Annotated in this window: 23 protein-coding genes; 11 read left to right on the top strand and 12 right to left on the bottom strand. The window is 50.7% G+C overall.

Features of this window, described 5'->3' with window-relative positions:
* Positions 1 to 6: 6 nt before the first annotated feature.
* From INF32_RS03240 to INF32_RS03220, 5 genes are all read left to right on the top strand, one after another.
* The gene (locus tag INF32_RS03240; RefSeq protein ID WP_226386978.1) at positions 7 to 393 is read left to right on the top strand and encodes an HIT family protein; all 387 of its coding nucleotides are present in this window, start codon (positions 7 to 9) and stop codon (positions 391 to 393) included.
* A gap of 416 nt (positions 394 to 809) precedes the next feature.
* A complete protein-coding gene (locus INF32_RS03235) occupies positions 810 to 1,286 on the top strand; it encodes a helix-turn-helix domain-containing protein (RefSeq protein WP_226386977.1) in 477 nt (158 codons plus the stop codon).
* A gap of 201 nt (positions 1,287 to 1,487) precedes the next feature.
* On the top strand, positions 1,488 to 1,922 hold the full coding sequence (locus tag INF32_RS03230) for a cupin domain-containing protein (protein WP_226386976.1): 435 nt from the start codon (positions 1,488 to 1,490) through the stop codon (positions 1,920 to 1,922).
* Positions 1,919 to 2,770 carry a metal ABC transporter solute-binding protein, Zn/Mn family gene (locus INF32_RS03225; protein ID WP_226386975.1) on the top strand — a complete coding sequence of 284 codons (852 nt, stop codon included), beginning with the start codon at positions 1,919 to 1,921 and terminating at the stop codon, positions 2,768 to 2,770. The genes INF32_RS03230 and INF32_RS03225 overlap by 4 nt, the downstream gene beginning before the upstream one ends.
* A 4-nt stretch (positions 2,771 to 2,774) precedes the next feature.
* Positions 2,775 to 3,527 (top strand): metal ABC transporter ATP-binding protein, encoded by a 753-nt coding sequence (locus INF32_RS03220; RefSeq protein ID WP_226386974.1) that lies wholly within the window; start codon positions 2,775 to 2,777, stop codon positions 3,525 to 3,527.
* A gap of 49 nt (positions 3,528 to 3,576) precedes the next feature.
* Here INF32_RS03220 and INF32_RS03215 read toward each other — a convergent pair whose 3' ends face one another.
* From INF32_RS03215 to hydE, 9 genes are all read right to left on the bottom strand, one after another.
* Positions 3,577 to 3,861: a hypothetical protein gene (locus INF32_RS03215; protein ID WP_226386973.1), complete on the bottom strand. Its 285-nt coding sequence runs from the start codon at positions 3,859 to 3,861 to the stop codon at positions 3,577 to 3,579.
* A gap of 43 nt (positions 3,862 to 3,904) precedes the next feature.
* Positions 3,905 to 5,398, bottom strand: coding sequence for an NAD(P)H-hydrate dehydratase (locus tag INF32_RS03210; RefSeq protein WP_226386972.1), 1,494 nt, complete (start codon positions 5,396 to 5,398; stop codon positions 3,905 to 3,907).
* Positions 5,399 to 5,464: 66 nt separating this feature from the next.
* Positions 5,465 to 6,709 (bottom strand): NADH:ubiquinone reductase (Na(+)-transporting) subunit F, encoded by a 1,245-nt coding sequence (gene nqrF / locus INF32_RS03205; RefSeq protein ID WP_226386971.1) that lies wholly within the window; start codon positions 6,707 to 6,709, stop codon positions 5,465 to 5,467.
* A gap of 15 nt (positions 6,710 to 6,724) precedes the next feature.
* On the bottom strand, positions 6,725 to 7,342 hold the full coding sequence (nqrE, locus tag INF32_RS03200) for an NADH:ubiquinone reductase (Na(+)-transporting) subunit E (RefSeq protein ID WP_226386970.1): 618 nt from the start codon (positions 7,340 to 7,342) through the stop codon (positions 6,725 to 6,727).
* A 15-nt stretch (positions 7,343 to 7,357) separates the two neighbouring features.
* Positions 7,358 to 8,014 (bottom strand): NADH:ubiquinone reductase (Na(+)-transporting) subunit D, encoded by a 657-nt coding sequence (locus INF32_RS03195; protein WP_226386969.1) that lies wholly within the window; start codon positions 8,012 to 8,014, stop codon positions 7,358 to 7,360.
* A 9-nt stretch (positions 8,015 to 8,023) separates the two neighbouring features.
* On the bottom strand, positions 8,024 to 8,836 hold the full coding sequence (gene nqrC / locus INF32_RS03190; RefSeq protein ID WP_226386968.1) for an NADH:ubiquinone reductase (Na(+)-transporting) subunit C: 813 nt from the start codon (positions 8,834 to 8,836) through the stop codon (positions 8,024 to 8,026).
* A 13-nt stretch (positions 8,837 to 8,849) separates the two neighbouring features.
* A complete protein-coding gene (locus INF32_RS03185) occupies positions 8,850 to 10,040 on the bottom strand; it encodes an NADH:ubiquinone reductase (Na(+)-transporting) subunit B (RefSeq protein WP_226386967.1) in 1,191 nt (396 codons plus the stop codon).
* A 6-nt stretch (positions 10,041 to 10,046) separates the two neighbouring features.
* Positions 10,047 to 11,405: a Na(+)-translocating NADH-quinone reductase subunit A gene (locus tag INF32_RS03180; protein WP_226386966.1), complete on the bottom strand. Its 1,359-nt coding sequence runs from the start codon at positions 11,403 to 11,405 to the stop codon at positions 10,047 to 10,049.
* 75 nt (positions 11,406 to 11,480) lie between these two features.
* Positions 11,481 to 12,545, bottom strand: a complete 1,065-nt coding sequence (gene hydE / locus INF32_RS03175; RefSeq protein ID WP_226386965.1) for a [FeFe] hydrogenase H-cluster radical SAM maturase HydE — start codon at positions 12,543 to 12,545, stop codon at positions 11,481 to 11,483.
* Positions 12,546 to 12,611: 66 nt separating this feature from the next.
* Here hydE and INF32_RS03170 point away from each other — a divergent pair, with 66 nt between their 5' ends.
* Genes INF32_RS03170 through INF32_RS03160 form a run of 3 tightly spaced genes read left to right on the top strand, consistent with a single transcriptional unit; the run spans position 12,612 to position 14,961 of the window.
* Complete coding sequence (locus INF32_RS03170) at positions 12,612 to 13,265, top strand: TatD family hydrolase (RefSeq protein WP_226386964.1); 654 nt, start codon at positions 12,612 to 12,614, stop codon at positions 13,263 to 13,265.
* Entirely contained in the window at positions 13,253 to 14,005 is a 753-nt protein-coding gene (locus INF32_RS03165) for a tRNA threonylcarbamoyladenosine dehydratase (protein WP_226386963.1), read from the top strand. The genes INF32_RS03170 and INF32_RS03165 overlap by 13 nt, the downstream gene beginning before the upstream one ends.
* Positions 14,002 to 14,961: an NAD(P)-dependent oxidoreductase gene (locus INF32_RS03160; protein WP_226386962.1), complete on the top strand. Its 960-nt coding sequence runs from the start codon at positions 14,002 to 14,004 to the stop codon at positions 14,959 to 14,961. Before INF32_RS03165 ends, INF32_RS03160 begins: the two co-directional genes overlap by 4 nt.
* 110 nt (positions 14,962 to 15,071) lie before the next feature.
* Here INF32_RS03160 and gpmI read toward each other — a convergent pair whose 3' ends face one another.
* Together gpmI and alaS are read right to left on the bottom strand one after the other, a co-directional pair.
* A complete protein-coding gene (gene gpmI / locus INF32_RS03155; protein WP_226386961.1) occupies positions 15,072 to 16,598 on the bottom strand; it encodes a 2,3-bisphosphoglycerate-independent phosphoglycerate mutase in 1,527 nt (508 codons plus the stop codon).
* 14 nt (positions 16,599 to 16,612) lie between these two features.
* Positions 16,613 to 19,234 (bottom strand): alanine--tRNA ligase, encoded by a 2,622-nt coding sequence (alaS, locus tag INF32_RS03150; RefSeq protein ID WP_226386960.1) that lies wholly within the window; start codon positions 19,232 to 19,234, stop codon positions 16,613 to 16,615.
* A 120-nt stretch (positions 19,235 to 19,354) separates the two neighbouring features.
* Between alaS and INF32_RS03145 the strand changes: the two genes are divergently transcribed.
* The 3 genes from INF32_RS03145 (at position 19,355) to INF32_RS03135 (ending at position 23,604) form a co-directional block, all read left to right on the top strand.
* A complete protein-coding gene (locus tag INF32_RS03145; protein ID WP_226386959.1) occupies positions 19,355 to 20,320 on the top strand; it encodes a M23 family metallopeptidase in 966 nt (321 codons plus the stop codon).
* A 4-nt stretch (positions 20,321 to 20,324) separates the two neighbouring features.
* On the top strand, positions 20,325 to 21,284 hold the full coding sequence (locus INF32_RS03140) for a M23 family metallopeptidase (RefSeq protein WP_226386958.1): 960 nt from the start codon (positions 20,325 to 20,327) through the stop codon (positions 21,282 to 21,284).
* 133 nt (positions 21,285 to 21,417) lie between these two features.
* Positions 21,418 to 23,604, top strand: coding sequence for a glutamine synthetase III family protein (locus INF32_RS03135; RefSeq protein ID WP_226386957.1), 2,187 nt, complete (start codon positions 21,418 to 21,420; stop codon positions 23,602 to 23,604).
* 43 nt (positions 23,605 to 23,647) lie between these two features.
* On the opposite strand, the gene INF32_RS03130 is transcribed toward INF32_RS03135, so the two are convergent.
* Positions 23,648 to 26,320, bottom strand: a complete 2,673-nt coding sequence (locus tag INF32_RS03130; protein ID WP_317172663.1) for a PD-(D/E)XK nuclease family protein — start codon at positions 26,318 to 26,320, stop codon at positions 23,648 to 23,650.
* Between the last annotated feature and the right edge of the window lie 88 nt (positions 26,321 to 26,408).

Genomic DNA, 26,408 nt, shown 5'->3' with positions numbered 1-26,408 from the left:
ATAATTATGCCGACCTTATTTTCTCGTATCATTCAAGGGGAAATACCTTGTTACAAAATTGCAGAGGATGAAAAATATTATGCATTCCTGGATATTCATCCATTGACAAAAGGGCATACCTTAGTCGTTCCTAAACAAGAGACCGACTATATCTTCGATCTCGATAATGAAACACTTGCTGGGTTAATGTTATTTGCCAAAAAAATCGCAATTAAGATAAAGCAGCAAGTAGCTTGCAAACGGGTTGCTATCGTCGTATTGGGCATGGAAGTTCCACATGCACATATACACTTAATTCCTATAAATAGTGAAGGTGATGTTGACTTCCATAAAGCAAAATTGCAACTGACTTCAGACGAATTCATAGAAATTCAATCTAAATTGAAACTTTAATCAAAGAACAAATTTGCAAACAGATAGGGCAGGGTATTCCCTGCCTTTTATTTGTCGCTCATTATTCACATTTGTAAACACATATCACTGAAAAATCTCGGCGCTGTTTCGGTTAAATTATTTAATTTAAGCATGATATATTATTAATTATCAGTGGTTTAAATACTAGCAAATCAATACAAAATACAGGCATATTGCACGGTTTCCTTATTTCAAAAAATACTCAATCATTACAATTACAACACAAAAGACACATTAAATGAAAAATCAAATATTTACATACAATTATATATTCTTTTAATGTATAAAGATTTCACGCTGTCATGTGGCTTATACCATTACATAACAGGATTTTCTTTTATTTTTTATTTTTGGAAAATTGAGTTTGTATAGAATTAGTTTTATATTTGTAAAAAATGAATATGAAAGACCGTTTAGCTGAATTTCTAAAGCAACAAGGATTGACACCGGGAAAATTGGCTAATTTACTGGAGGTGCAACCTTCCAGTATCTCCCATTTACTTTCGGGAAGGAATAAACCTGGTTTTGAATTTATTGTAAAATTCCTTCAATGCTTTCCTTCGGTCAATCCCGATTGGCTTCTTTTAGGTAAAGGAACAATCTTTAGAAATGCCGATATACGAAAATCAACACCTCGAACATCGGAAGAAAAATTATCGAACAAAACAGAACTTTATACATCCAGCAGACCAAAAGACCAGACCACAACAAATTACATAGAGGTAGAAACGGAGCACCCGACATTGCCTTTTCCCAAAACAAATTCCCAAAAAGAAATTCAATTTAAATTACCCGAACAAAAAAGAGTGGCAGAACAAATAATAATTTGTTTTGATGATCATACTTTTACCATTTACAACCAAAGAAAATAATTTAACATAATATAAATTATAATTCATTACAGAATTGCAATTGGGGAAAGCAGAATAAATCCAGTGATTCGCTTTCCCAATCTTGTGTATTTATACAAAATTGCAACAGCGTTCATTATGTTAATTATATTATCTTTGACATTTATTGCATTCATGCAAATTTGAGTTACTTTTGAAAAATAAATTTCAATAGACCATATTATGAAAGAACTTTTTCCTTTTTTGGTTTTTCTCGGAAGTATCTTAATTTGTGGAAATCTCTCCGCCCAACAACATCCACAGGATACAACAATCCGATATTCCATTAATAATTGTGTCGTACCTTTTACTAAAAGCGAAATCACACCAACCAAGTCCGGATATGCGTTTTGGTATCTTCCCAAAGAATTCACACAAAGTGGGTTTAATGTCAAGCTTTCCTATGTCGACAAAGCTACGGCAACCCATGCACCACACCAACACCCCAATGACGAATGCTATTTCATCTTAGAAGGTAGGGCTACTGTAATTATCGGTAATAAGGAAATGAGAGTCAGGCCGGGAACCTGTGTCTATTGCCCAGGAGGAGTTCTTCATGGCATCAAAAAAGCCGGGAGAAAATCCATCAAATATCTGGTAATCAACAATGCTCTATGACAAGAACGCACTTATTGCAGGGAATTACCATAGCTTTGTTGTTTTGTGCCTGTGCCAAACAAACGGACAAAAACGACAAAAATAGTTGGATCGTCAGTATTCCTCCATTAAAATATATCGTAGAAAGCATCACAGAACAGGATTTCCCAGTCGAAATCTTACTGCCTCCCGGAGCGACTCCGGAGACTTACGAGCCCACCCCGGCACAAATGACCGCTTTATCCGATTCCAGATTAGTTTTCACCACGGGATTAATTGATTTCGAACGACAATTATCCGAACGATTTTCCAACACTATCGCGGAAAACCGAATTGTGAACCTATCTGAAAACATAAGCCTCATCACCGGAGAACACAATCACACAGGCCATAAAGGAACCGACCCCCATATATGGACTTCGCCCGCGGCATTGAAACAAATGGCATCGACAGCTTATCGACAAATAGCCCTGCTCTACCCCGATTCTACCAGATATGCGGTCAACTACCGGAACTTGCTCTCACGTTTGGATTCTTTGGACCGGACACTGCGTACCCGGTTCTCGGCATCGGATAAAAAATATTTTCTGATCTATCATCCGGCCCTTACTTATATGGCCCGAGATTATGGTATTGAACAGATCCCCCTTGAAGAGGACGGAAAAGAACCCTCTGTCGACCGGTTACAAAAAATCATTCGCCAAGCCCAAAATGACGGAATCAGAAAATTATTTTACCAGAGCCAGTTCAGTCGGGCCTCCGTCGTTGCCTTCGCATCGGAAATAGGGGCAGAGGCGATAGAGATCGATCCTCTGCAAGAAAATGTAGTGGAAAATCTAAATCGTATTGCGAATCAAATCTCGGAATAACAGTATGGCTCTCATTTCAATCCGCGGTCTCTCGGTCACATACGGTATCTATACGGCTTTGGAAAATGTGAATCTCGACATTTTCGAACACGACTTTATCGGAATCATCGGGCCGAATGGAGGAGGAAAAACCACTCTTGTCAAAGCCATATTGGGTACGATCCCCTACTCCGGCTCGATTTGGTACGCACCCGGTCTGGACGACCGGTATGGCCGGGCTATCGGATACCTGCCGCAACAGAACAATTTCGATCGTTCGTTTCCCATTTCCGTACGCGAAGTGGTGTACTCTGGCTTGCAGGCCCGAAAAAGACTTTGGAAACGGTATACTGCCACTGACAGAAAACGGGCTGAAGAATTGATGGAAATGACAGGGATCTCATTAATAGCGCAAAATCCGATCGGAGAGATATCCGGCGGGCAGATGCAGCGCGCCCTACTCTGCCGGGCCCTGATCTCCGACCCGAAACTGTTGATTTTGGATGAACCCGCCAATTTCGTGGATAACAAATTCGAAAAAGAGTTGTACGATATTCTCCGAACACTGAACAGCCAGATGGCCATCGTCATGGTATCTCATGACATCGGCACCATTACAAGTGTCGTCAAAACCATCGTATGCGTCAACCGCAGAGTCCATCGCCACGATTCGAATGAAATTACAGAAGAGCAACTGTACAATTATGACTGTCCGATCCAACTGATATGCCATGGCGATATTCCGCATACCGTTTTGAAAAAACATGAAGAAAAATAAGGCGGAAAATGCATACATTTTCCGCCTTATTGATTCTAAAAAGAATTCTCTACTTTTTCGAGGAAATCCCGCTCAGTTTAACGAATAGTCCATCCACTTTCTCCATCAGCTCCCGACGCATGTGAGCATAATGCTTTTTCACCAGACTCGGATTATGTTTCTCTTTCGGTTTTACCTGAGAAAAAAGAGAGTTCCGTAATTCGACAGCCTCTTCCATCACGGATACGATCTCCTGCTTTTTCTCCGGGTGAAAATAGACGGTAAGGTAACAATCCGAGATCACTTCTCCCACGAGATAGTCTATATCCTTCTTTATCAAACGAATGCTTGCCATATCAAAACAGATTTTAAAGTTAGCAGAACAAATATAGAAAAATTTATCGGATATCCATAAAAGCCTCCGCCAAAAAGTCCGGAAGATCTCCGCTGTTCATACTCTCCTCCCCGTAATAAGCGGCACATTTTTCTCCGGCCAAACCATGAATGTAAACTCCCACTACAGCCGCAGCCATCGAATCGTATCCTCGGGCAAGCAATCCGGCCAACAATCCGGCCAAAACATCGCCGCTTCCGCCCTTGGCCAAACCTGCACACCCCGAAGAATTAAACCAGCAGACTCCTTCCGGCGAACAGATCATGGAATGGGCTCCCTTCACCACAACCACCGAACGAAGATCGGCTGCCAATTTTTTCACCAGCTCCAACTTTTGTTCTTCATCGTCCCACTCCCCTACCAATCGTCTCAATTCACCCGGATGAGGCGTCAGAATAGATTCTTCCGGAACATACTCACGCAACCGGGGATTGGAAGCCAATATATTCAAAGCATCTGCATCCAACACTACAGGCCGAGAATAAGTCCGCAGCAGAGTTTCGAAAGCCGCTACGGTCTCTTCCGCCTGCCCCATTCCACATCCGATCCCTATCGAAGCATAACGAGTCAAATCCCTTGGTAAAACGGAAAAACAGGTCCCGGGATCAAGGCTCAATAACGCCGAAGGCGAACTGACCTGCACAGCCATGCGCTCGGCTATCGGCAAATGCAGGGTCACAAGACCGCACCCGGACCGTAATGCCGCAGCCGCAGCCAAAATTCCCGCCCCCATCATGCCTTCCGAGCCACATACGAGCAAAACATGACCGAAAGTCCCTTTGTGACCGAACTTCGGACGGGATAAAAGCTGGGCACGAACCACCTCTTCCGTCACATAATAGTAGGGTGACGGAGCCGCATCCATATACCGGGCATCCAAATCTATCGCCAATACTTCGATTCTGCCGCAGGCTTCTCCGGCCTCGGGCATCAACATCGCCAATTTCGGGAATTCCAGAGTAAGAGTAGTCTCTGCCATCACAGTTAACCGCCCGTCATTTCCGAACTCCGTTCCCAGCCCTGAAGGAAGGTCGATGGATACGACCCGATTCGGCAAAAAATTGATCATTTCCACGACCGAAAGTACCGGATCTTTCAACGGACCGGTCACACCGGTTCCCAAAATGGCATCTATAACAACGGCATCTCCAGGAATATCGAGCTCCTGTACGATGCCGCCTTCCTGACGACACACCCCCTCGGGTAACCGTTCCAGATTGAATCGGCATTCGGCAGAAAGTAACTCCTTTCCGTAAATCAGATAGACATAGCAGCTATAACCTGCATGGTACAGCATACGCGCCACGGCCAGACCGTCTCCTCCGTTATTGCCTTTCCCGATGAAAAAGAAAAGCGGCGTCTCCTGTCCGATATGGTTGCATATCCACTGGGCGATCACTTCGGATGCCCGTTCCATCAACTCCTGCGAACCGACCGGTTCATGCTCGATCGTGTAACGGTCCGCTTCACGAATCTGTTTTCCCGTCAGTATTTTCATCTTTTTCCACTCTCAAAAAAAGACGAAGAGACCCACAGCCTCTCCGTCTTTCGCATATAATCCGATTTATGCACCGAAATTGTCGTACATAATGTTTTCGGGGGGAACTCCGAGACTGTCCAACATCTTGCAGACAGCAGCAGTCATCATGGGAGGACCGCACAGATAGTATTCTATATCCTCCGGTGCCTCGTGATTTTTGAGATAATTGTCGAAAATCACCTGATGAATGAATCCGACATAACCCGTCCAATTATCTTCGGGTTTCGGCTCCGAAAGCGCGATATGGAATTTGAAATTCGGGAACTGCTTTTCGATCTCCTCGAACTGCTCTTCATAGAAAATCTCGCGCCGGCTTCGCGCACCGTACCAGAAAGTTACCGGCTTGTCAGTCTTTTCCGTCTTGAACAGGTGGAAGATATGCGAACGCATGGGAGCCATACCCGCACCGCCGCCGATAAACATCTTCTCATTGGGAGTATCCTTCACGAAGAATTCGCCGTAAGGACCGGATATGGTAATTTTATCTCCCGGTTTCAATGAAAAGATATAGGACGAGCATATTCCCGGATTGACATTCTCAAACGTTCCGGCTGCCCGGTTCCAGGGCGGAGTAGCAATACGGATATTCAGCATGATGATATTCCCTTCAGCCGGATGGTTAGCCATGGAATAGGCACGGAAAGTAGGTTCCGGATTTTTGGTTACCAGTCCCCACATCTTCATCTTGTCCCAATCCTCCCGATACTGGGGATCAATATCGAAATCGCTGAATTTGATCTCGTCATATTTAGGCACGTCGATTTGGATATAACCGCCCGAACGGAAATTGAGGCGTTCTCCCTCAGGAAGTTTCACCACAAATTCCTTGATGAACGTTGCCACATTATGATTCGAAACCACTTCACATTCCCATTTTTTCACCCCCAGCACAGCCTCGGGAACATGAATTTTCAAATTCTCCTTGACCTTCACCTGGCAACCCAGACGCCACTTTTCCTGCTGCTGACGCCGGGTAAAGAAATTCACTTCGGTAGGCAGAATATCCCCTCCCCCTTCGAGCACCTGCACCCGGCACATTCCGCACGAACCGCCTCCGCCACAAGCCGAAGGAAGAAAAATCCCGTTATTACCCAAAGTCGAAAGCAGGGAACTGCCTGGCTCCACCGTCAGCACTTTTTCCGCATCGTTGATGTCGATCTGCACTTCACCCGACGGAGTCAGTTTGTTTTTGGCGTACAGCAACAGACCTACCAGCACCAATGTGACCGCCATAAATGCCACAATGGCTATAATAATTGATAATCCCATCTCTATCCTTTTAAATTAGATTTGAATTCCCAGGAAAGTCATAAAAGCGATTCCCATCAGCCCCGTCAGAATGAAGGTGATTCCGGCCCCTTTCAATGCGGGAGGAACATTCGAATAGGCAATCTTCTCACGAATGGCCGCCATCATAACGATCGCCAACCACCAGCCGATCCCCGAACCCAAACCGAAAGCAGTGGCTTCGCCGATATTGGCATATCCCCTCTCCTGCATGAAAAGCGAACCGCCCATAATGGCGCAATTCACAGCGATCAAAGGCAGGAAAATACCCAATTGATTGTACAAGGCCGGTGCGAATTTCTCCACAACCATCTCCACAAGCTGAACAAACGAAGCAATAACGGCAATAAAGACGATGAAACTCAAAAAACTGAGATCCACGTCCGCCAATTTCGGACTGATCCAACTCAACGCTCCGCCGCTCAATACATACTCATTGAGCAACCAGTTCAAAGGCACCGTTGCCACCATCACAAAAGTAACGGCAACTCCGAGCCCCATAGCCGTCTTCACACTCTTGCTTACAGCGATGAAAGAACACATGCCGAAGAAGAAAGCGAACACCATATTGTCGATGAAAATCGACCGGACGAATATATTCAGTATATTTTCCATAAGGCTATCCTTTCACTATTTTTCAATCAGACTTTTATTGCGGCTCCGCTGTACCCAAATAATGATCCCCACGCAAATCAATGCCATCGGAGGCAATAACATCAACCCATTATTAGAATAAAATCCGCCATTTCCGATATACCAGGAATCGGGAATAATCTGATACCCCCACAAGGTACCGGCCCCCAGCAATTCGCGGAAAAATCCGAGAATAATCAGAATCAGCCCATAGCCTAATCCATTACCTGCACCGTCTACGAACGAAGCCCAGGGTTTATTCCCGAGCGCGAACGCCTCGATACGCCCCATGATGATACAGTTGGTAATAATCAATCCCACGAACACAGACAGCTGCTTGCTTACATCGTACACATAAGCCTTCAGCACCTGATCGACCAGAATTACCAACGCGGCCACCACGACCAGCTGCACGATGATCCGAATACGCGAAGGAATCGACTTCCGGATCATCGAAATGATCAGACTCGAAAACGCAGTCACCACGATCACCGAAAGAGCCATTACAAAAGCAGGTTTCAGTTTCGCCGTCACAGCCAACGCCGAACAGATACCCAGAATCTGTACCGTGATCGGGTTGCTTTGATTAAAGGGGGAAGTCAGGAGCTTCCATATCTTTGCCGAAAACATCGGTTCTTTTTCTTTTTCGCTCATGGTTACACCTTACTTGTTAATGGTTAACGAATCGACAGGCATCGCATCCCCGGCAATTTCCGCCGGAACAGCAGTCTGAGGTTCCGACAAGGCGGCCCGCTCTTTATCCATATATGCGGAATAATCGGTCAGACAGTCCTTCAACATCTTTTCGACACCCCGACTGGTAATCGTTCCTCCCGATATGGCATCTACGGCATGAATGTTTCCGGCAGAAGCTCCTGCACCCTTCAGCACCGAAATGGCCACCATACGGGATTCTTCATAGATTTTTTTCTGTTCGAACTGACCGCGAAACGCCATCGTGGTAATTTCTGCGCCCAGCCCCGGCGTCTCGCTCTTATGATCGAAAACGACCCCGTAGATCGTATTCCAGTCCGCATCGAGCGCCACATATCCCCAGACGGGTCCCCACAAACCGGCACCCCAGACAGGCAATATGTAATGGACGACACCTTCATCGCTACGACTTACGAAAATGGGTAACACCCGCTCTGAATCGGGCTTGTCGTATTCTGCCTTCAGATTAATCAACAAGCTGAATGCATCGGCTCCATTCACTTTTTCTCCCTTCGTATTCACGGCATAGCTGTCCACGATATATTTCTCGTACTCGCCTATCACGTACTTCGCTTTGTCGGGAGCCTTGTCGGCATCTTCCCCTTCGCCGATCGATCGGAGAATGTCATTCATTTTCTCGATCTTTACATTTTCATTCTGACGTTTCTGCAACGAAAGCGACGCGAAAGAGAGCACCGAAGCAACGACGATCACCATAATCGCCGAGTAACCTATAATATAAGTATTGCTGTTCTTGTTCATCGTCCAATCCTCCTTATTTGCTTGCCGGTTTAAGGCGGCGGTTACGCCGCGAGATATTCGCCTGCACCACATAGTAATCAATCAACGGCGACAGGGCATTCATAAACAGAATCGCAAGCATCATACCTTCCGGATAACCTGGGTTGACAACCCGGATCAGCACGGCGATCACGCCGATCAGGAAACCTCCGATCACCTTGCCCGTATTGGTCTGCGGTGCCGTCACCGGATCGGTCGCCATAAAAACGGCTCCGAACGCGAAGCCACCCACGATCAGATGCTGCCACGCAGGGAAAGTCATCGCCACGTTGGCACCGATCAGATTGAAGACGAGCCCCATCAGGTAACCGCCGGCAAAAACACTCAGCATAACACGCCAGCTTGCAATCCCCGTATAGAGCAGGATTGCCGCTCCGATCAGAATAGCAATCGTCGAAGTCTCCCCGATACTGCCGGGAATCGTTCCCACGAACCAGTCCCAAGGAGTCGAAGCATTCGTCCAGTTTACGGTTTCAGCCCCCTCGGCCAACGCATTGGCTACATCCGAAAGCGGAGTCGCCCCCGAAAAACCGTCCACAATTCCTTTTCCTTCACTCAGACCGGCGACCCAGACTTTTTCTCCCGAAATGAAAGGCGTATAGGCGAAAAATATGAACGCCCGTGCCAGCAAAGCAGGGTTGAATACGTTCATTCCCGTTCCTCCGAAGACCTCCTTGCCGATAATGACGGAGAACGCCGTCGCCACGGCCACCATCCACAAAGGAACGTCCACCGGCATGATCAGCGGAATCAGCATACCCGTCACGAGAAATCCCTCATTCACTTCATGTCCTCTCGCCTGCGCGAAAGCGAACTCGATTCCGAGCCCCACGATATAAGAGACCAGAATAATCGGCAATACCTTCAGAAAACCGAACCAAAAACACTCTCCGATCCCCGTATCGGGCAAACCTATCGCTCTGAAATGCTGAAGCCCCACATTGAACATCCCGAAAAGCAGAGCCGGCATCAGGGCGATCACAACCACGATCATCACGCGCTTCATGTCGTTGCAGTCCCGAATATGGGCCCCCTTCTTCGTCACATGGTTGGGAACGAACAAAAACGTCTCGAAAGCGTCGAATGTCGAATGAAGCATATGCAGCTTCCCTCCCTTTTCGAAGGTCGGCTTTATCTTGTCTACAAAATTCCTTAATGCTTTCATTTGTATTTAGTTAAGCTCTTTAATCATCAGATTGATCCCATCGCGGATAATCTGTTGCATTTCCGTCTTGGAGGGATCGACGAATTCACACAGGGCAAAATCCTCCTCGACCACTTCGTAAATACCCAGATTCTCCATCTTGTCGATATCCCCGGCCAAAATCGCCTTGAACAGATAAAGCGGATAAATATCCATCGGGAGATACTTGTCATACAATCCCGTCACGACGAAAGGACGCACCCCTCCGTTCAGATTGGTATCCAATGCATACGCCCGGTGAGGCATCAACCACGAAAAATAGGAATGAGACACCGAAAATTTACCGAACCGGGGCATCGCCCACCCCATAAATTCATATTTGTCTCCCTCCGGGATTACCGTCACCTGATTATGATAAAACCCCAGATAACCGTCCCGCTCCACTTTGGTTCCAGTCAGTACATTTCCACTGATGTAACGCACGGACGAGGTTTCCTGATGCCGGACATTGCTTTCATCGACAAGGGAGGAGATCTGAGCACCGGCAACCACAGAGCAATAATGCGTATCGGCGACCTCCGATCCCGTCAGGGCAATGATCTTGTGCATATCCACTTTACCCGTACGGAACAAACGTCCGATCAATGCGAGATTCTGCACATCGACAGTCCAAACGACCTCTCCCTTGTTAACCGGATCTATGTGGTGTATCTGAACGCCGACATTCCCAGCAGGATGAGGACCGCTGAACAAGTGCTGCTCGGCATTGCCGAGTCGGTTCAACACACCTTCGGCACCTGCTTTCAGACCTAAATGGACTTTGCCTGAAGTCAGTTTTTTCAACACCTCGACCCCCGTCCGCAGATTGTCGAACTCTTCCGTCAACACAAAATTCATATCCGGAGCCAGCGGAGCCGAATCGAACCCGGAAACGAAAACAGATTTCGGCGTTTGCCCCGGATCGGCGATGATTCCATAGGGACGCTGCACAATACAGGGCCAAAGACCGGCTGCCAGCAACGCACCGGCCACGTCCTGCCGGGATGCTTTTTCCAAATCGGGCACAGGAAACTGTTCATACTCCTGTTCGGCATCGGGTGTCACCACGACTTCCAGAATTTTCCGCTTCTCACCGCGGCGTACAGCCGACACCACTCCGCTCACGGGTGACGGGAAAAGCACCTGCGGATTGTTCTTGTCGAAGAACAGGGCATTTCCGGCTTTCACACGGTCGCCCTCCCGCACCAGCAACTTGGGCACCACCCCGACAAAATCATCGGGTCTGAGTGCATAAGAAGCCGCCTGCGGCAGACGGACGAGCTTCCGGGCGGCCTCTCCGAGAAGATTGATGTCAAGTCCCCTCTTCAACTTTATAATTTTCGACATGCTACTAAAGTATGGATAATAGGTATTTATTTCTTAAAGAATTTAAAAATCAACCCAGCGATGCAAATTTACTTTTTATTTCGGATATTTTCCACTATTCCACGCTGTTTTTTCTCTTTTTTTAAAGTGTTGTGAATCGCCCCGTTCGCCATAGCATACAGACTGTTCCAGAATCCGACTGTCGAGTGCAAGCGGCTTATTGTCATACAACGCATAATTTTCCCGCACCTCCTGCGGAGAGAGATTGGGCATCACCACATTGGCCCCGCACTCCACCGCCCGCAGACGCCCCCCTGCATCGATCGCCTGCAGGGCCGTCGTTGCCGCTATATTGATATCGGGCATGACAATGCGCAACACGGCAATCATATTCAGCGTCATCTCCAGCCGCTCATGCAACACCTCTTTCGTTCCGCCCCCCTGCGCTTCGGAATATGCGGCCAACGGCGTACCTGCACACTCTACATAGGGGCCCATACCGCACATGTCGATATCGAGCCTCTTCATAAACAGGATGTCCCGGGCCAGATCGGAAGTCGTCTGACCAGGCAGTCCGATCATGACGCCCGTTCCCACCTGATACCCCTCCTTCCGAAGCGACTCCAACGCACGCACACGGTCTTCGTAACAATGCCTGGAATCATCCGGATGAATACGGGCATACAATTCCGGCGAGGAACTCTCGATCCGCAACAGGTAACGATGCGCCCCGGCCTTTCTCCAGCGTCGATAGGTCACGGCCGATTGTTCTCCCAACGAAAGAGTGATCCCCAGTTCTCCGTTCGAAAGATCCCCGATCTCTCCGACCAATCGTTCGATCCGGGCAATAAATCCCTCCGACACCTGTTCCCCGGCCTGAAGGACCACGGAACCGTAGCCTTTTCTCCACGCATACTGAGCTGCATCGAGCACCTGGGCATCCGTAAGCGTATAGCGTCCGACCCGGGTTCCTTCCCGCCGGATACCGCAATAGAGGCAGTTTTTACGACAAACATTGGAAAATTCGATCAATCCCCGCAGATAAATACCTTCTCCCGCGGCCTCTTTTTTGAGACGTAACGCCTGACGGAACAAATCCTCTCGGACAGACCCCGTACTTTCAAGCATTTCGCGTATCCCGGCAACGGACAGGTGGACCATGTTGAAATGTTTTGCTAATTTTGCTGTCGGGAACAAAATTAATTAAAAACCGAACAGAGACAAACGGTGGAACTCGATCCTTATGTAAATATCCATACGCACCGTCCGGAAAACGGACCGGACACCGTATCGGTAACGAACCGCATGCTGGGCGAACAGGAACCGTGCCCTGCCCCGCCCTGCTCGGCAGGAATCCACCCGTGGAGCCTGGAACACCTCGATAATGACGACACAGACCGCTTGCTGGCAGAACTCAAAACCGCTCCGGAGTTATCCGCTATCGGTGAAATCGGTCTCGATTACACCCGCCCCGTCGACCGTCTCCGCCAGCTGTCGGTTTTCGAAAAGCAACTCGATATCGCATCCGCCCGGTCCCTACCGATCATCCTCCACTCGGTACGGGCATGGGACGATATGCTTGCAGCACTCGGCAGGCATACCGTTTCCGGAGTCGTTTTCCACGGATTCACCGGAAACGAACAACAAGCACAACAACTTACCCGGAAAGGATATTACCTCTCATTCGGGTCGCGTTCCCTGCTCTCCCCGAAAACTGCCGAAGCACTACGGTCAATTCCGACCGACCGGCTGTTTTTCGAAACGGACGACACCCCCGTACCGATCAGGGATGTTTACGAGAAAGCATCCGAAATACTCGGTATGCCGACCGGTACATTGCGACACATTATATATAATAATTACAGAAAATGGAAGAAATAATCCCGCCATGGCTGGAACGCACCGAATTGCTGCTGGGTAAAGAGAAGCTGTCCAGGCTCCGCCAGGCCCACGTACTGGTAGTGGGGCTCGGCGGCGTAGGAGCCTATGCGGCCGAAATGATCTGCCGCAGCGGTGTGGGGCGCATGACCATCGTCGATGCGGATACGGTAGCGGAAAGCAATATCAACCGACAGCTGATCGCACTCCGCTCCACGATAGGTCTGTCCAAAGCAGAAATTCTGGCACACAGGCTGCAGGACATCAATCCCGATCTGCGACTCCGTACCATTTGCGAATATATCCGCGACGACGCTACGGATACCCTGCTCGATAACGGGCCGTACGATTTTGTCGTGGATGCCATCGACACGTTGGCACCGAAAGTGAATCTGATCACGGGATGCCTCGATCGGGGATACCCCGTCGTCAGTTCCATGGGAGCCGGAGCCAAAACCGATCCGACTCGCATGGAAATATGCGACATTTCCCGTACCCATCACTGTCCGCTGGCCCACATGCTGCGAAAAAGGCTGCACAAGGCAGGTGTCCGCAGCGGATTCCAAGCCGTATTCTCTGCCGAACCCGTCCGGGAAGGCTCGATGATTCTGTGCGAGGAGACCAATAAAAAATCGAACGTAGGCACGATTTCCTATCTGCCAGCCGTCTTCGGATGCGGATGCGCTTCGGTCGTAATCCGAGGACTGATCGGAGAGATTAACCAAAACGACAAACGACAATGAATAATCCACTGAACATCGTATTTTTAGACCAATACACCATCCATAACACAGATCTTTCCCCCATTAAAGCACTCGGGAACTATACGGGCTACGACACCACTCCGGTCGGTCAGATCGTCGAACGCTGCCGGGAGGCCGACGTAGTGATAGCCAATAAAACACCCCTTAAAGGCGACACACTGCATGCTCTGCCTCACCTGAAACTGATTTGTATCGCCGCGACAGGCATGAACAACGTCGACCTCGACACGGCGGCCCAACTGGGTATCACTGTCCGTAATGCGGTCGGATATTCCACCCATTCGGTAGCGGAACAGACCTTATGCGACGTGCTGGCACTAATGAAGCAGACACTCTACTACGACCGTTTCGTCAAAAGCGGCACCTACTCCCGTTCGGACAAATTGTTCGATTTCGGGCGTACGACCCATGAACTGCACGGGAAAAACTGGGGTATCATCGGCATGGGAAATATCGGCCGTCGGGTCGCCTCGCTGGCTGACGCATTCGGCTGCGTCGTCTCCTACTGTTCCGTCTCCGGCATACACCGCCCCGAAAAATATCCGCAGAAACCGTTGGGCGATCTGCTCCGCGAATCGGATATCGTTTCGATCCATGCACCTCTCAGCGCTAAAACCTACCATCTGATCGGCAGCGATGAACTGAAACTGATGAAACCTTCGGCCCTCATTGTCAACGTTGCCCGTGGCGGTATAGTGGACGAATCGGCACTGGCCGAAGCCCTCGACATCGGAACGATTGCAGGTGCGGGAATCGACGTCTATTCATCGGAGCCACTCCCGGCCGACAATCCTCTGCTGCATATCGAAGACCCGAACAAACTGATTCTCAGCCCGCACTCGGCATGGTCCTCCGAGGAAGCGCTGGTCTACCTGATCGACAAGGTCGCCGAAAACATCAGCCGGTTCATCGCTGACCGGACGGACGATCAATAGTCCCTGACCGTAAAACTTCCGGTTCATTGAACCATTCGCTTCAATAAAACGATAAAACGGGAATGTTTGAGACATTCCCGTTTTATCGTTCTTTACGGCTCGACCAGCGCTTACAATTCGACCAGCGCCTGTCCCGTCATTTCGGCCGGCTGAGAAAGCCCCATCAATTTCAATACCGTAGGAGCCACGTCGGCCAACACTCCGTTTTTCACGCTTTTCACCCGGTCCGACACGACGATAATGGGCACGGGATTGAGCGAATGGGCCGTATTGGGAGAACCATCCGGATTGATGGCATTGTCGGCATTCCCATGATCCGCAATGATAACCACCTCGTAACCGTTCGTCCGAGCAGCCTCCACCACATCCTTCACACACGCATCCACCGCTTTCACCGCTTTCACGATCGCGTCATACACTCCCGTATGCCCCACCATATCTCCGTTCGCAAAATTCAGCGCGATGAAATCGAATTTCTTCGTTCCCAGAACCTCCACGAGGGCGTCTTTCACTTCATAAGCACTCATTTCCGGCTTCAGATCGTATGTCGCCACTTTAGGAGAGGCTATCAAAATACGCTCTTCACCCTCGAACTTCTCTTCACGGCCTCCGTTCAAAAAGAAAGTGACATGGGCATACTTTTCGGTTTCCGCAATGCGCAACTGCTTGAGACCCTGTTTCGAGACATATTCTCCGATCGTATTCTGAACATTTTCTTTGTCGAACAGGATATGAAGCCCCTGAAACTTGGCATCGTAAGGGGTCATCGTACAATAATAAAGTGGAAGCGTATGCATTCCCGCATCGGGCATATCCTCCTGAGTCAGCACGATCGTCAGTTCCTTGGCCCGGTCGTTCCGGAAATTGAAAAAAATCACCAGATCGCCAGACTGAATGGTTCCGACCGGTTTTCCATCCGCTCCGACCACTACGATCGGTTTGATAAACTCGTCGGTCACACCTTCGTCGTAAGATTTCTGTACCGCAGTAGCGGCAGCCGTTGCCGGCTCACCTACACCGTTCACCAACAGATCGTATGCCTCTTTCACCCGCTCCCAGCGTTTATCCCGGTCCATCGCATAATAACGTCCGATCACCGATGCGATACGCCCTGCAGAAACAGCCATGTGAGCCTCTAACTGTTCGATGTACCCCTTCCCACTGCGAGGGTCCGTATCACGGCCGTCCATAAAGCAATGCACGAACGTCCTGTCTCCGAGATCGTACTCTTTCGAAATATCGCACAGTTTGAACAGATGTTCCAAAGAACTGTGCACGCCTCCGTCCGAAACGAGCCCCATGAAATGCACCTGTTTGCCGTTCTCTTTCGCGTATGCGAACGCTTTCTCGATTTCCGGATTTTTCAGGATCGAATTGTCCCGACAGGCCCGGTTGATCTTCACCAGGTCCTGATAAACTACCCGTCCGGCTCCGATATTGAGGTGTCCCACTTCCGAGTTGCCCATTTGGCCTTCGGGCAACCCTACGTTCTCACCATCGGTGAGCAACTGCGCATGCGGAAATTTCGCTTCCAAACCGTTGATGTATTCCGGATGAGCAGAAAAGACCACATCGCCTTTACCGTGATTGCCCTTGCCCCAGCCATCCAAGATCATCAGCAAAACTTTCTGTTTCATATCTTTGTTTACCCTTATTTAAGTTTTTCCTTTATCATATCCACTGCTTTCAGAATCGCCTTTTCCATCCCTTCGGGATTTTTCCCGCCTGCCGTTGCGAAGAAAGGCTGACCGCCGCCGCCGCCGTTGATCTCTTTCGCGGCCTCGCGTATCACTTGCGAGGCATTCACTCCCTGGGCCACGATCTCGTCACCGAGCATGACGGTCAGCGTGGCTTTCCCGCCGACATTCGAACCGATCACCATCACCAACCGAGGGAACCGGGGCTTCAGAGCAAAAGCCATATCTTTGATAAAGGCGGGTGCCAGATTGATCTCCCTGGCGCAAAGCACCATACCGTCCTCCTCTTTCAACTCCGCCGCGACCTTATCCCTCAACGAATTCAATTTTTCCCGGCGCAATTCGTCCAACTCCTTATGCAACTCCGTATTGTCCTCCAATATCTTCTTCACAGCCTGCGTCACCGAGGGATTGTTCACAAACTGCTGTACGTCTTTCAGCGTATTCTCCAGCCCGTAAACGTATTCTTCAGCCCGGGCTCCCGTTACGGCTTCGATTCGCCGTACGCCGGCCGAAGTGGCACTCTCCGAAAGGATCTTGAACAGCCCGATATTCCCGGTAAACGACACGTGCGTCCCCCCGCAAAACTCTACCGAAGAGCCGAATTTCACCACGCGCACCTTGTCGCCGTACTTTTCACCGAACAGCATCATGGCGCCCAGTTCTCGGGCTTTCTCTATCGGACATTCCCGCTGCTCTTCCAGAGGATAATTCGCCCGGACCTTGGCATTCACCCGTTTCTCCACCTCGCGCAACTGTTCGTCCGTCACCTTCTGGAAATGCGAAAAATCGAACCGCAGGTAATCGGCCGTCACGAGCGACCCCTTCTGCTCCACATGGGTCCCGAGCACTTCGCGCAATGCTTCGTGCATCAGATGGGTGGCCGTATGGTTGTTGGCCGATGCGGCACGACGCTCCCGATTCACCACGGCCCGGAACAAAACGGACGGATCGGCAGGAAGTTTATCCGCGATATGCACCGTCAGGTTGTTCTCTTTCTGAGTATCGGTAATAGCGATCCGCTCTCCGTCATATTCGATGTAACCGGTGTCCCCGGCCTGACCGCCCGAATTTCCGTAAAACGGAGTCGCATCGAACACCAATTGATAATAGCTTTTCCCTTTGGTCGTCACCCGACGGTAACGGGCGATCCGCACTTCGCACTCCAGCGAATCGTACCCCACGAAACGGCTCTCTTCCACCGGACGGACCTCCACCCAGTCGTCCGTATCCACGGCTGCAGCATTGCGTGAACGGGCTTTCTGGGCCTGCAACTCCCGGTCAAAACCGTCCAGGTCTACCTCCATACCCTGTTCCCGCGCGATCAGTTCGGTCAAGTCAATCGGGAAACCGTACGTATCGTATAACAGGAACGCATCTGCTCCGCTGATCGTCTTGCCGCCTGCCGCCTGCGATTTACGGATCACGCTGTCGAGCAGACTGATACCCGTAGCGAGCGTACGCAGGAACGCGCTCTCCTCCTCTTCGATCACGCTCTTGATAAGCGCCTTCTGCGCCACCAGTTCCGGAAACTGGCCGCCCATACGCTCGGCCAATCCGTCCACCAGACGACAGATAAAGGGCTCCGTAAATCCCAGATAGGTGTAGCCGTAACGCACGGCACGACGCAAAATCCGGCGGATCACGTATCCTGCCTTCACGTTCGAAGGCAACTGCCCGTCCGCAATGGAAAACGCGATGGCCCGCAGATGATCGGCAATCACCCGCATAGCGACATCGGCCTTAGGATCATCCCCGTACTTTTTACCGGACATCTCCGATATCTCACGGATCGCAGGCTGGAACACATCCGTATCGTAGTTGCTCTGTTTTCCCTGAAGAATCATGCAAAGCCGTTCGAATCCCATTCCCGTATCGACATGATGGGCGGGCAACGGCTCCAGCGATCCGTTCGCCTTGCGGTTGAACTGCATGAACACCAGGTTCCATATCTCGATCACCAGATGATGTCCGGCATTGACCAGCTCACGGCCGTCCTTCACTGCCCTCTCCCCGTCGGACCGCAGATCGAAATGGATTTCACTGCACGGACCGCAGGGCCCCGTATCACCCATTTCCCAGAAATTGTCATGCTTGTTTCCCAAAATGATATGATCGGCAGGCAGGAACTGCAACCAGTAGTCGTAAGCCTCCTGATCGCGGGGGACGCCATCCTCCTCGCTCCCTTCGAAAATAGTCGCATACAGACGCTCCTTCGGCAGTTTGTACACTTCGGTCAGCAACTCCCATGCCCACGAAATCGCCTCTTTCTTGAAATAGTCGCCGAACGACCAGTTGCCGAGCATCTCGAACATAGTGTGATGATACGTATCGTGCCCCACCTCTTCCAGGTCATTGTGCTTGCCCGACACCCGCAGACATTTCTGCGTATCGGCCACACGCTTGCTGGTGATGGGCGAATTGCCCAGGAACTTATCTTTGAACTGATTCATGCCGGCGTTGGTAAACATCAGCGTGGGGTCGTTCTTGACCACCATCGGCGCCGAGGGAACGATCTGGTGTCCTTTCGAACGGAAAAATTCCAGAAAAGCCTCTCTGATCTGATTCGATTCCATGTGTTGTCTCAATTTCTACGTCTATAATATTACCGATACTTTTTACGTTTCTGAAAAGAGGTTGTAAAATTACACAAATTAGTCTAATTTTGCCTCTTCCGAGAGCGAGTTTTTCTGCGAATGGCAAAAAAAGAGTACAAATTCAATCCACAGACCCTCACCTATGAGGTAATAGCCGCGCCGTTCCGTATCCGGTTCTACCGTCTGCTGCGTAAAATCCTGATCGGATTTATCCTCGCATCGGTCATCAACTTCGTTTTCTCCTTCTTTTTCTATACACCGAAAATGTACCGGATCAGCAGGGAAAACAGTGAATTAATTCTCAAATACGACATTCTGCGCGACAAGATAAAGGCGGCGACCCGCAAGATCGAAGAGATCAAGCACCGGGACCAGAACGTCTACCGGTCGCTGTTCGCTGCCGACACGCTCTCCATTCCGGGTATCTACACCCCCTATCCGGACGAAAAATACGCATCGGCTGCCGAAGACCGTTTCGCCCCGCTGATGGTCGATACATGGAAGGACCTCGACGCCATGACCCGGTTGCTGTACCTGGAGTCCAAATCGCTCGACCAGTTGCAGATTCTCTCCAAAGACAAGGAGAAGATGGCTACAGCCATCCCAGCCATCTGGCCCATAGACCGGCGTAATCTGCGAGGCAGCATCGGTGCGTTCGGGGGACGCAACCACCCGATCCTGCACCGTTTCATCATGCACGAGGGCATCGACCTCGGAGCCCGTACGGGAGACCCGGTGTACGCCACGGGAAACGGGGTCGTCACGGACAACCGGGGCGGCCGGGGATACGGTAAGCAAATCCTGATCGACCACGGTTTCGGTTACAAGACCCGTTACGCACACCTGAGCAGGATAGATGTCATTCCGGGCCAGCAGGTCAAACGGGGCGAAAAGATCGGCGAAGTGGGAAGCACCGGACGCTCCACAGGGCCTCATCTGCACTATGAAGTCATCTACATGGGACGCCACGTGGATCCGATCAACTATTTCCGACGGGATATGAGCGAAGAGGACTTCGAACGGATCATAGAAGAGGCCAAAGCCACCACATACGAAGCGGACTGACAGTATGAAACAAGCAAAAACGACCATACGCCCCCCCTGGTTCGACCGGCGGCGCCATTTCCGCCAGAACGTGATCCGCGTGGTAATCCACCTGTTCGGCTGGATAGGAATTGCCGTACTGTTCTACATAGGCTTCTCTTTCTTTTTCGACACGCCGGTCGAATACCGCATGAAAGAGTCTACCCGAAAACTGAAGGAAGAATACGAAGCGCTCAATCTACGCTACGACTCCGTGGAGAAAGTGCTCGGGAATGTAATCGAACGCGATCGGAACGTATTCAAGATACTGTTCGAAGCGGAACCCTACGAGCTGGATGAACAATACGGAGCCAAGCGCTGGGTCGATTACGAAAATTTACTGGAGAAGAACAACAAGGAGCTCGGCGACGCATTTTTCGCCAAAAGCGGAAAACTGGCCAAACATGTCTCCTCCCTGAAAAATTCCTACGAAACGCTGGAACGAAAAATAGCCGCAAACCGGGACGGCACCAATCATATCCCGGCCATCCAGCCCGTCATCAACAAAGAACTGACATTGCTGACCGCTTCGTACGGCCTGCGGATTCACCCCTTCTACAAAAGCCTGACCTCCCATCAGGGAGTGGATTACACCATTCCAGAAGGATCGCGCGTTTTCGCCACGGCCGACGGGCGGGTGAAGGATGTCATCCGACGCCGCAGTTCTTCGGGCCTGACGGTGATTCTCGACCACGGGAACGGATACGAAACGGAATACCGTCATCTGAGCAAAATCAACGTCCGTAAAGGGCAAAACGTTCGCCGAGGGGACATCATCGCCCTGTCCGGCAATACAGGACTGTCGTTGGCCCCCCACCTTCACTATGAAATCCGCCACAACGGCATGCGGGTCGATCCGATCCATTACTTCTTTCTGGAACTCTCCCCCGCCCAATATCAGAAAATGATGCGGATCGCCCAATCCGGCATGCAATCTTTCGACTAAGGGAAGGCAAAACGGAAAACGAAGGGGGTTTTCGGGGAAAAATGACTTTCCCAGACAAATAACCCCCATTCGTTTTAGGAGGGCCCGAATAATTTCCTATCTTTGTGTCGCATTTCAAAACAAGATTCACGATATGGCTACACTCCGTTTCAAAGCCCTCGACGAAATATCCAGACGGGAGCTGATCGAAACCAAATTATCCGACAAGAAAATTTCCGATTATTTCGGCATCGACGTCTTCGACCGGGAGAAAATGCGGCAATACCTGCCCAAAGACGTTTTCGACAGTGTCAACACGGCGATCGAAGAGAACCGTCGCCTCGACAGGAAAGTAGCCAACCAGGTGGCGGTCGGGATGAAGGCATGGGCCATGGAGCGGGGCGCCACACACTACACCCACTGGTTCCAGCCGCTGAACGACTCCACGGCAGAGAAACACGATGCCTTTTTCGAACCGCTGTGGGGCGGAGGTTCATTCGAGACATTCCGGGGAGAACTGCTCGTACAGCAGGAACCCGATGCGTCGAGTTTTCCCAACGGCGGCTTGCGCAACACCTTCGAAGCGCGCGGATACAGCGCCTGGGACCCCACATCGCCCGCATTCCTGATAGACCGGACGTTGTGCATTCCCAGCATTTTCGTCGCCTACACGGGGGAAGCGCTCGATTTTAAAACCCCGCTGCTCAAATCGCTCGCCGCACTTGACCGGGCCGCCGTAGACGTTTGCCAGTATTTCGACAAGGACGTCACGAAGGTAGTGACCACCCTGGGTTGGGAGCAGGAATACTTCCTGGTGGATGAAGCGCTCTTCAATGCCCGTCCGGATCTGGCCCAGACCGGACGCACCCTGATGGGGCACACGGCAGCCAAAGACCAGCAACTCGACGACCATTACTGGGGTGCAATTCCCGAGCGGGTCATCAGTTTCATGAAAGAATTCGAAGAACAGGCTTACCGACTGGGTATTCCGCTCAAAACAAGACATAACGAAGTGGCTCCCAATCAGTTCGAGTGCGCCCCCATGTTCGAGGAGGCCAACATAGCCGTAGATCACAACACCCTGCTGATGACCGTCATGCGTAAAACGGCCGCCAAACACAAACTGAAAGTGCTTTTCCACGAAAAGCCGTTTATGGGCGTCAACGGTTCGGGCAAACATTGCAACTGGTCGCTGGCCACCAATACGGGTGTCAATCTCCTCTCTCCGGGTAAAACGCCGAAAACCAACATCCAGTTCCTCGCCTTTTTCGTCAATGCGATGAAGGCAGCACACGACTACGGAACCCTGATGATGGCCTCGATAGCCAGCGAAACCAACTCCCACCGCCTGGGCGGCCACGAAGCGCCTCCCTCGGTGCTTTCGGTATTCGCAGGATCGACCATGAACGCCATCCTCGATCAGATAGAGGCCCGTATCAGCGACAAGAAACTATCTCCGGACGAAAAAACAGAGATCAAACTCGACATCGGCAAGATTCCGGAAATCCTCGTCGACAACACGGACCGCAACCGGACTTCACCGTTCGCCTTCACAGGCAACCGTTTCGAATTCCGCGCCACAGGCTCTTCGTCGAATTGTGCCCTGCCCCTGATCGTCATCAATACGGCCGTCACCGAACAGCTGATACGGTTCAAAAACGAAGTGGACGCACTGATCGAGAAGAACGTCAAAAAGGACGAAGCAATTCTGCAGATCATTCGCAAATACATCATCGAATCGAAAAAAATCCGCTTCGAGGGCAACGGATACAGCCGCGAATGGCAGGAAGAGGCCGCCAAACGGGGACTGCGCGGAATCGGCAATGTACCTCTTGCCTTTAAAGAATATCTCTCGCCCGAAAGCATCGCCCTGTTCGAACGCCACAAGGTGCTGAACAAAACCGAGTTGCAAGCCCGGTATGAAATCAAGAACGAAACGTTCGTAAAAAAGGTTCAGATCGAATCTCGCGTTCTGGCCGACTTGGCGGCGAACCACATTATCCCGACTGCTATCAAATACCAGAATGTACTGATCGAAAATGTAAAAGGCATCAAGGAGATATTTCCGAAAGAATTCGAAAACCTGGCAGCCGAAGAGATCAAGACCATTCGCCAGATCGCAGAACATGTGAAATATATCCGGGAACACTCTTTCGAAATGGTCGAGGCGCGCAAAAAATGGAACAATGTGGACAACATTGCGGAACGGGCCATCGGATACGAAACCGAAATCCGACCGTTTATCGAAAATATCCGGTATCATATCGACAAATTGGAACTGATCGTGGACGATCAACTCTGGCCCCTGCCCAAATACAGGGAGTTGATGTCGATCAACTGATGCGAAACAGAAATCCGGCCTTTGGGAAGGCCGGATTTCTTATTTATCTTCGACATATTTCCCGGAAGTCGCACCATGTGCAGCACACGGGATCGTCACACTGCCGAAACGGTATGTCTCGATCGAACAATTCTTCCAATACACGTTTCAGCCGCATCTCGAACTCCTGACGATAGTCGGAATACCGTTCGACCGGTCGCCCCAGCGACTTGTCCTGCAACAAGGGCGAATAATGCTCCGCGTTCAGATTCCGGATATAATAGAGCGAAGGCTGAACATCCGCACCCTCCGACCGGTTGAGCATCATAGCGTACAACAGAGTCTGCAATACAGCGGAACTCCGTTCCTCCCTCCGCTTCGAGAAAAGCGCATCCACACCGTTGAACTCGATATGAGGCGCCCCGGTCTTGTAATCCACAACGCGCACCAATCCGTTGCGGGCACGGTCGATCCGGTCGGCCAATCCGGAGAAACAGACTTTCGCCCCGTTCCCGAACGGGAAAGAGGCCTCGATCCGGCGTTCCAGTTGCACTACCGTGAAATCGCCCCGGCCGGCATCGTAGGGCAGCAGACAGCCGTTGATATATCTGGCAACGATGTCCCGCACCAACAATACCCCTCCGCCGAACTCTTCCGGATCGGCCCGTTCATCCTTCAGGAACATTTCGCACACGGCACGATTCACCGCATCGTCCACTTTCGCAGAACGGATCAAGGCACGGATTTCCGGCCCCGGATTGTCCATACCCACCAACGGGCGATACAACAACTCCATGGCTCGGTGCAAAATGGTTCCGAACATGGGTGAATCGATCTCCTCTGTCAACTCCTCCTCCTTGCGAAGCCGGGCCACGGCATGGAAATAGAACTTGACCGGACATTCAAGGTAGGTATAAAAAGAGGTGGGAGACAGAGTCCGCCCCCCTGCCGTCAAAAACTCATCCAGGGTCCGCGCCACGTCGCCCCGCTTCTCCACAACGATCGGTTCCGGAGGTGCGAGATTCACATCCACCGTCATCTTTCGTTCCTCCACCCGGTGAGGCGACTCATATTTCAGTTGATAAATATAGCGGCTGGGCTCCCCCGTCCGTTTATCGTCGCTCCGGGAACAATAGACCAGATGTACCCTCCGGGCCCGCTGCAACAACCGGTAAAAATAGTAGGCATACACGCCCTCGTGGTGCATTGGTGTCGGCAAACCGTAGGCCAGGCGCAGATTATAGGGAATGAACGACGACGAAACAGCACGGTTTCCGGGAAAAGTATCGTCATTCACCGAAAGGATCACCACATGCTCGAAATCCAGATTCCGCGTCTCCAGAATACCCATAACCTGTACTCCCGACAAAGGCTCCCCTTCGTAGGGAACCGTCATTTTTTGCAGCATACGCCGGAGTAACGAAGTGAAAATCGGTACGGACAAATCCAGATCGCATTGTTCCAACGAATTGCGAAGTTTATGCAACTGATCCGCAATCAGAGAAAAATATTCCAGTCGCAATGCCGCGTCCTCCCCCTCGTAAGGCAAACGGGCGACCGACGAGAGAATCCGCAGCAGATATTCCTGTAACGCCTGCCATCCTTCGGCCGGAGAGAAGATATCCGCCAATATTCCCCCCTGCGGAAATTTGTTCCCGGCCACGTACACCTGCTGTTTCCGCAACACCTCTGCGGCTATCTCACGGGCAGTCCGTTCGTATTCCCCACACGCAACGAAAGGATGTGTCAGCAAACCCGTCACATCGGCATGATAGAAAAGTACTCGTCCGCCGCGCCACCGAACCCGGCTCTGCAACTCGACGAGCCGTTCCACGAAAGAGTAAGCCAACGTCTGGCGAAGAGGGTACCCCATCGTAATATTCACATTCTCTACCGATTCGGGAATCGAATACAGCACCGGCACCAGCAGATTCTCATCCGTCAGCACCACAGCCGTCTCCTTGTCGGGCGTTCGCCCCTCGATCCGGGCCGTCTCTTCCAGGAAATCGTACACATATTTGCATTGAAGACTATCCGAAGGAGCCGAAACGGCCACAACCTCTTTCCGCGACGAAAACGCGTTTCTGTCATTCACCGACAGATCGGCCGAAGGATAACGCCGCAGGTTTTCCCGCTGGAACAACCCCGCCTCCTGATCGGGGTCTTTCAGATAGTAGTCGTCATAATCCCAGAAGAAATCGACCGATGCCGTATTTTTCAGATAGTCAAACAGGATTTTCTCACATTCCGACAAGGCGTTGAACCCGGCAATCACATATCTTCTCGGCTCTGCCGGGGAAAGAACACGTCCCTCACGGATTAGCTCCGCCGCCCGCCGGTGCATCATGCCCGTATAGGCCAGCGAGAGCGAAGAAAGACGATCATTATAGGCATGATAAATCGGTGCGAGACTGCGCCAAATCCGAACGAACTGCTGTTTTTCGGGAGAGAACTCGTCTTCCAGCCCGAAACTTTTCCAAAAACGGGAAATAATCCGTATCTGTTCTTCGGAAAGATAGGAAAAATCGCTCTCCAACACCTTCAGATCAGAAATATTGCTGAAAAGCATGTCCGCATCGATCAAATACTTATCGACCTGATCGAAATCCGAAAGCAACATCTCTCCCCAGAAATAGAACGAATCGAACGTCTCCTCATGGTGCGTCCGGTATATCTTGTAGAGCTCCGTCACCAACCGCACAGGGTCGCCCGCCCGCAATCCGGAAATCTCCTCCATCAATTCGTCGATCGAAGTATAACGCGGCTGCCACAAAGGCCGGGAAGTCAATTTCGAAAGCGCATCGGCAAAAAAAAGACGGGCCCGA

It is taken from the genome of Gallalistipes aquisgranensis, from assembly GCF_014982715.1.
Lineage (GTDB): Bacteria > Bacteroidota > Bacteroidia > Bacteroidales > Rikenellaceae > Gallalistipes > Gallalistipes aquisgranensis.
This window is presented reverse-complemented; position numbering and strand designations above follow the sequence as displayed.

Coding starts and splice junctions, on each gene's coding strand:
- INF32_RS03165 (WP_226386963.1), top strand. CDS start 13,253: ATGGAAGAAATAATCCCGCCATGGCTGGAACGCACCGAATTGCTGCTG.
- nqrE (WP_226386970.1), bottom strand. CDS start 7,342: ATGGAAAATATACTGAATATATTCGTCCGGTCGATTTTCATCGACAAT.
- INF32_RS03140 (WP_226386958.1), top strand. CDS start 20,325: ATGAAACAAGCAAAAACGACCATACGCCCCCCCTGGTTCGACCGGCGG.
- INF32_RS03185 (WP_226386967.1), bottom strand. CDS start 10,040: ATGAAAGCATTAAGGAATTTTGTAGACAAGATAAAGCCGACCTTCGAA.
- INF32_RS03235 (WP_226386977.1), top strand. CDS start 810: ATGAATATGAAAGACCGTTTAGCTGAATTTCTAAAGCAACAAGGATTG.
- INF32_RS03220 (WP_226386974.1), top strand. CDS start 2,775: ATGGCTCTCATTTCAATCCGCGGTCTCTCGGTCACATACGGTATCTAT.
- INF32_RS03180 (WP_226386966.1), bottom strand. CDS start 11,405: ATGTCGAAAATTATAAAGTTGAAGAGGGGACTTGACATCAATCTTCTC.
- nqrF (WP_226386971.1), bottom strand. CDS start 6,709: ATGGGATTATCAATTATTATAGCCATTGTGGCATTTATGGCGGTCACA.
- INF32_RS03215 (WP_226386973.1), bottom strand. CDS start 3,861: ATGGCAAGCATTCGTTTGATAAAGAAGGATATAGACTATCTCGTGGGA.
- hydE (WP_226386965.1), bottom strand. CDS start 12,545: ATGGTCCACCTGTCCGTTGCCGGGATACGCGAAATGCTTGAAAGTACG.
- INF32_RS03135 (WP_226386957.1), top strand. CDS start 21,418: ATGGCTACACTCCGTTTCAAAGCCCTCGACGAAATATCCAGACGGGAG.
- alaS (WP_226386960.1), bottom strand. CDS start 19,234: ATGGAATCGAATCAGATCAGAGAGGCTTTTCTGGAATTTTTCCGTTCG.
- INF32_RS03195 (WP_226386969.1), bottom strand. CDS start 8,014: ATGAGCGAAAAAGAAAAAGAACCGATGTTTTCGGCAAAGATATGGAAG.
- nqrC (WP_226386968.1), bottom strand. CDS start 8,836: ATGAACAAGAACAGCAATACTTATATTATAGGTTACTCGGCGATTATG.
- INF32_RS03240 (WP_226386978.1), top strand. CDS start 7: ATGCCGACCTTATTTTCTCGTATCATTCAAGGGGAAATACCTTGTTAC.
- INF32_RS03160 (WP_226386962.1), top strand. CDS start 14,002: ATGAATAATCCACTGAACATCGTATTTTTAGACCAATACACCATCCAT.
- gpmI (WP_226386961.1), bottom strand. CDS start 16,598: ATGAAACAGAAAGTTTTGCTGATGATCTTGGATGGCTGGGGCAAGGGC.
- INF32_RS03230 (WP_226386976.1), top strand. CDS start 1,488: ATGAAAGAACTTTTTCCTTTTTTGGTTTTTCTCGGAAGTATCTTAATT.
- INF32_RS03145 (WP_226386959.1), top strand. CDS start 19,355: ATGGCAAAAAAAGAGTACAAATTCAATCCACAGACCCTCACCTATGAG.
- INF32_RS03210 (WP_226386972.1), bottom strand. CDS start 5,398: ATGAAAATACTGACGGGAAAACAGATTCGTGAAGCGGACCGTTACACG.
- INF32_RS03225 (WP_226386975.1), top strand. CDS start 1,919: ATGACAAGAACGCACTTATTGCAGGGAATTACCATAGCTTTGTTGTTT.
- INF32_RS03130 (WP_317172663.1), bottom strand. CDS start 26,320: ATGGAGGAGATTTCCGGATTGCGGGCGGGCGACCCTGTGCGGTTGGTG.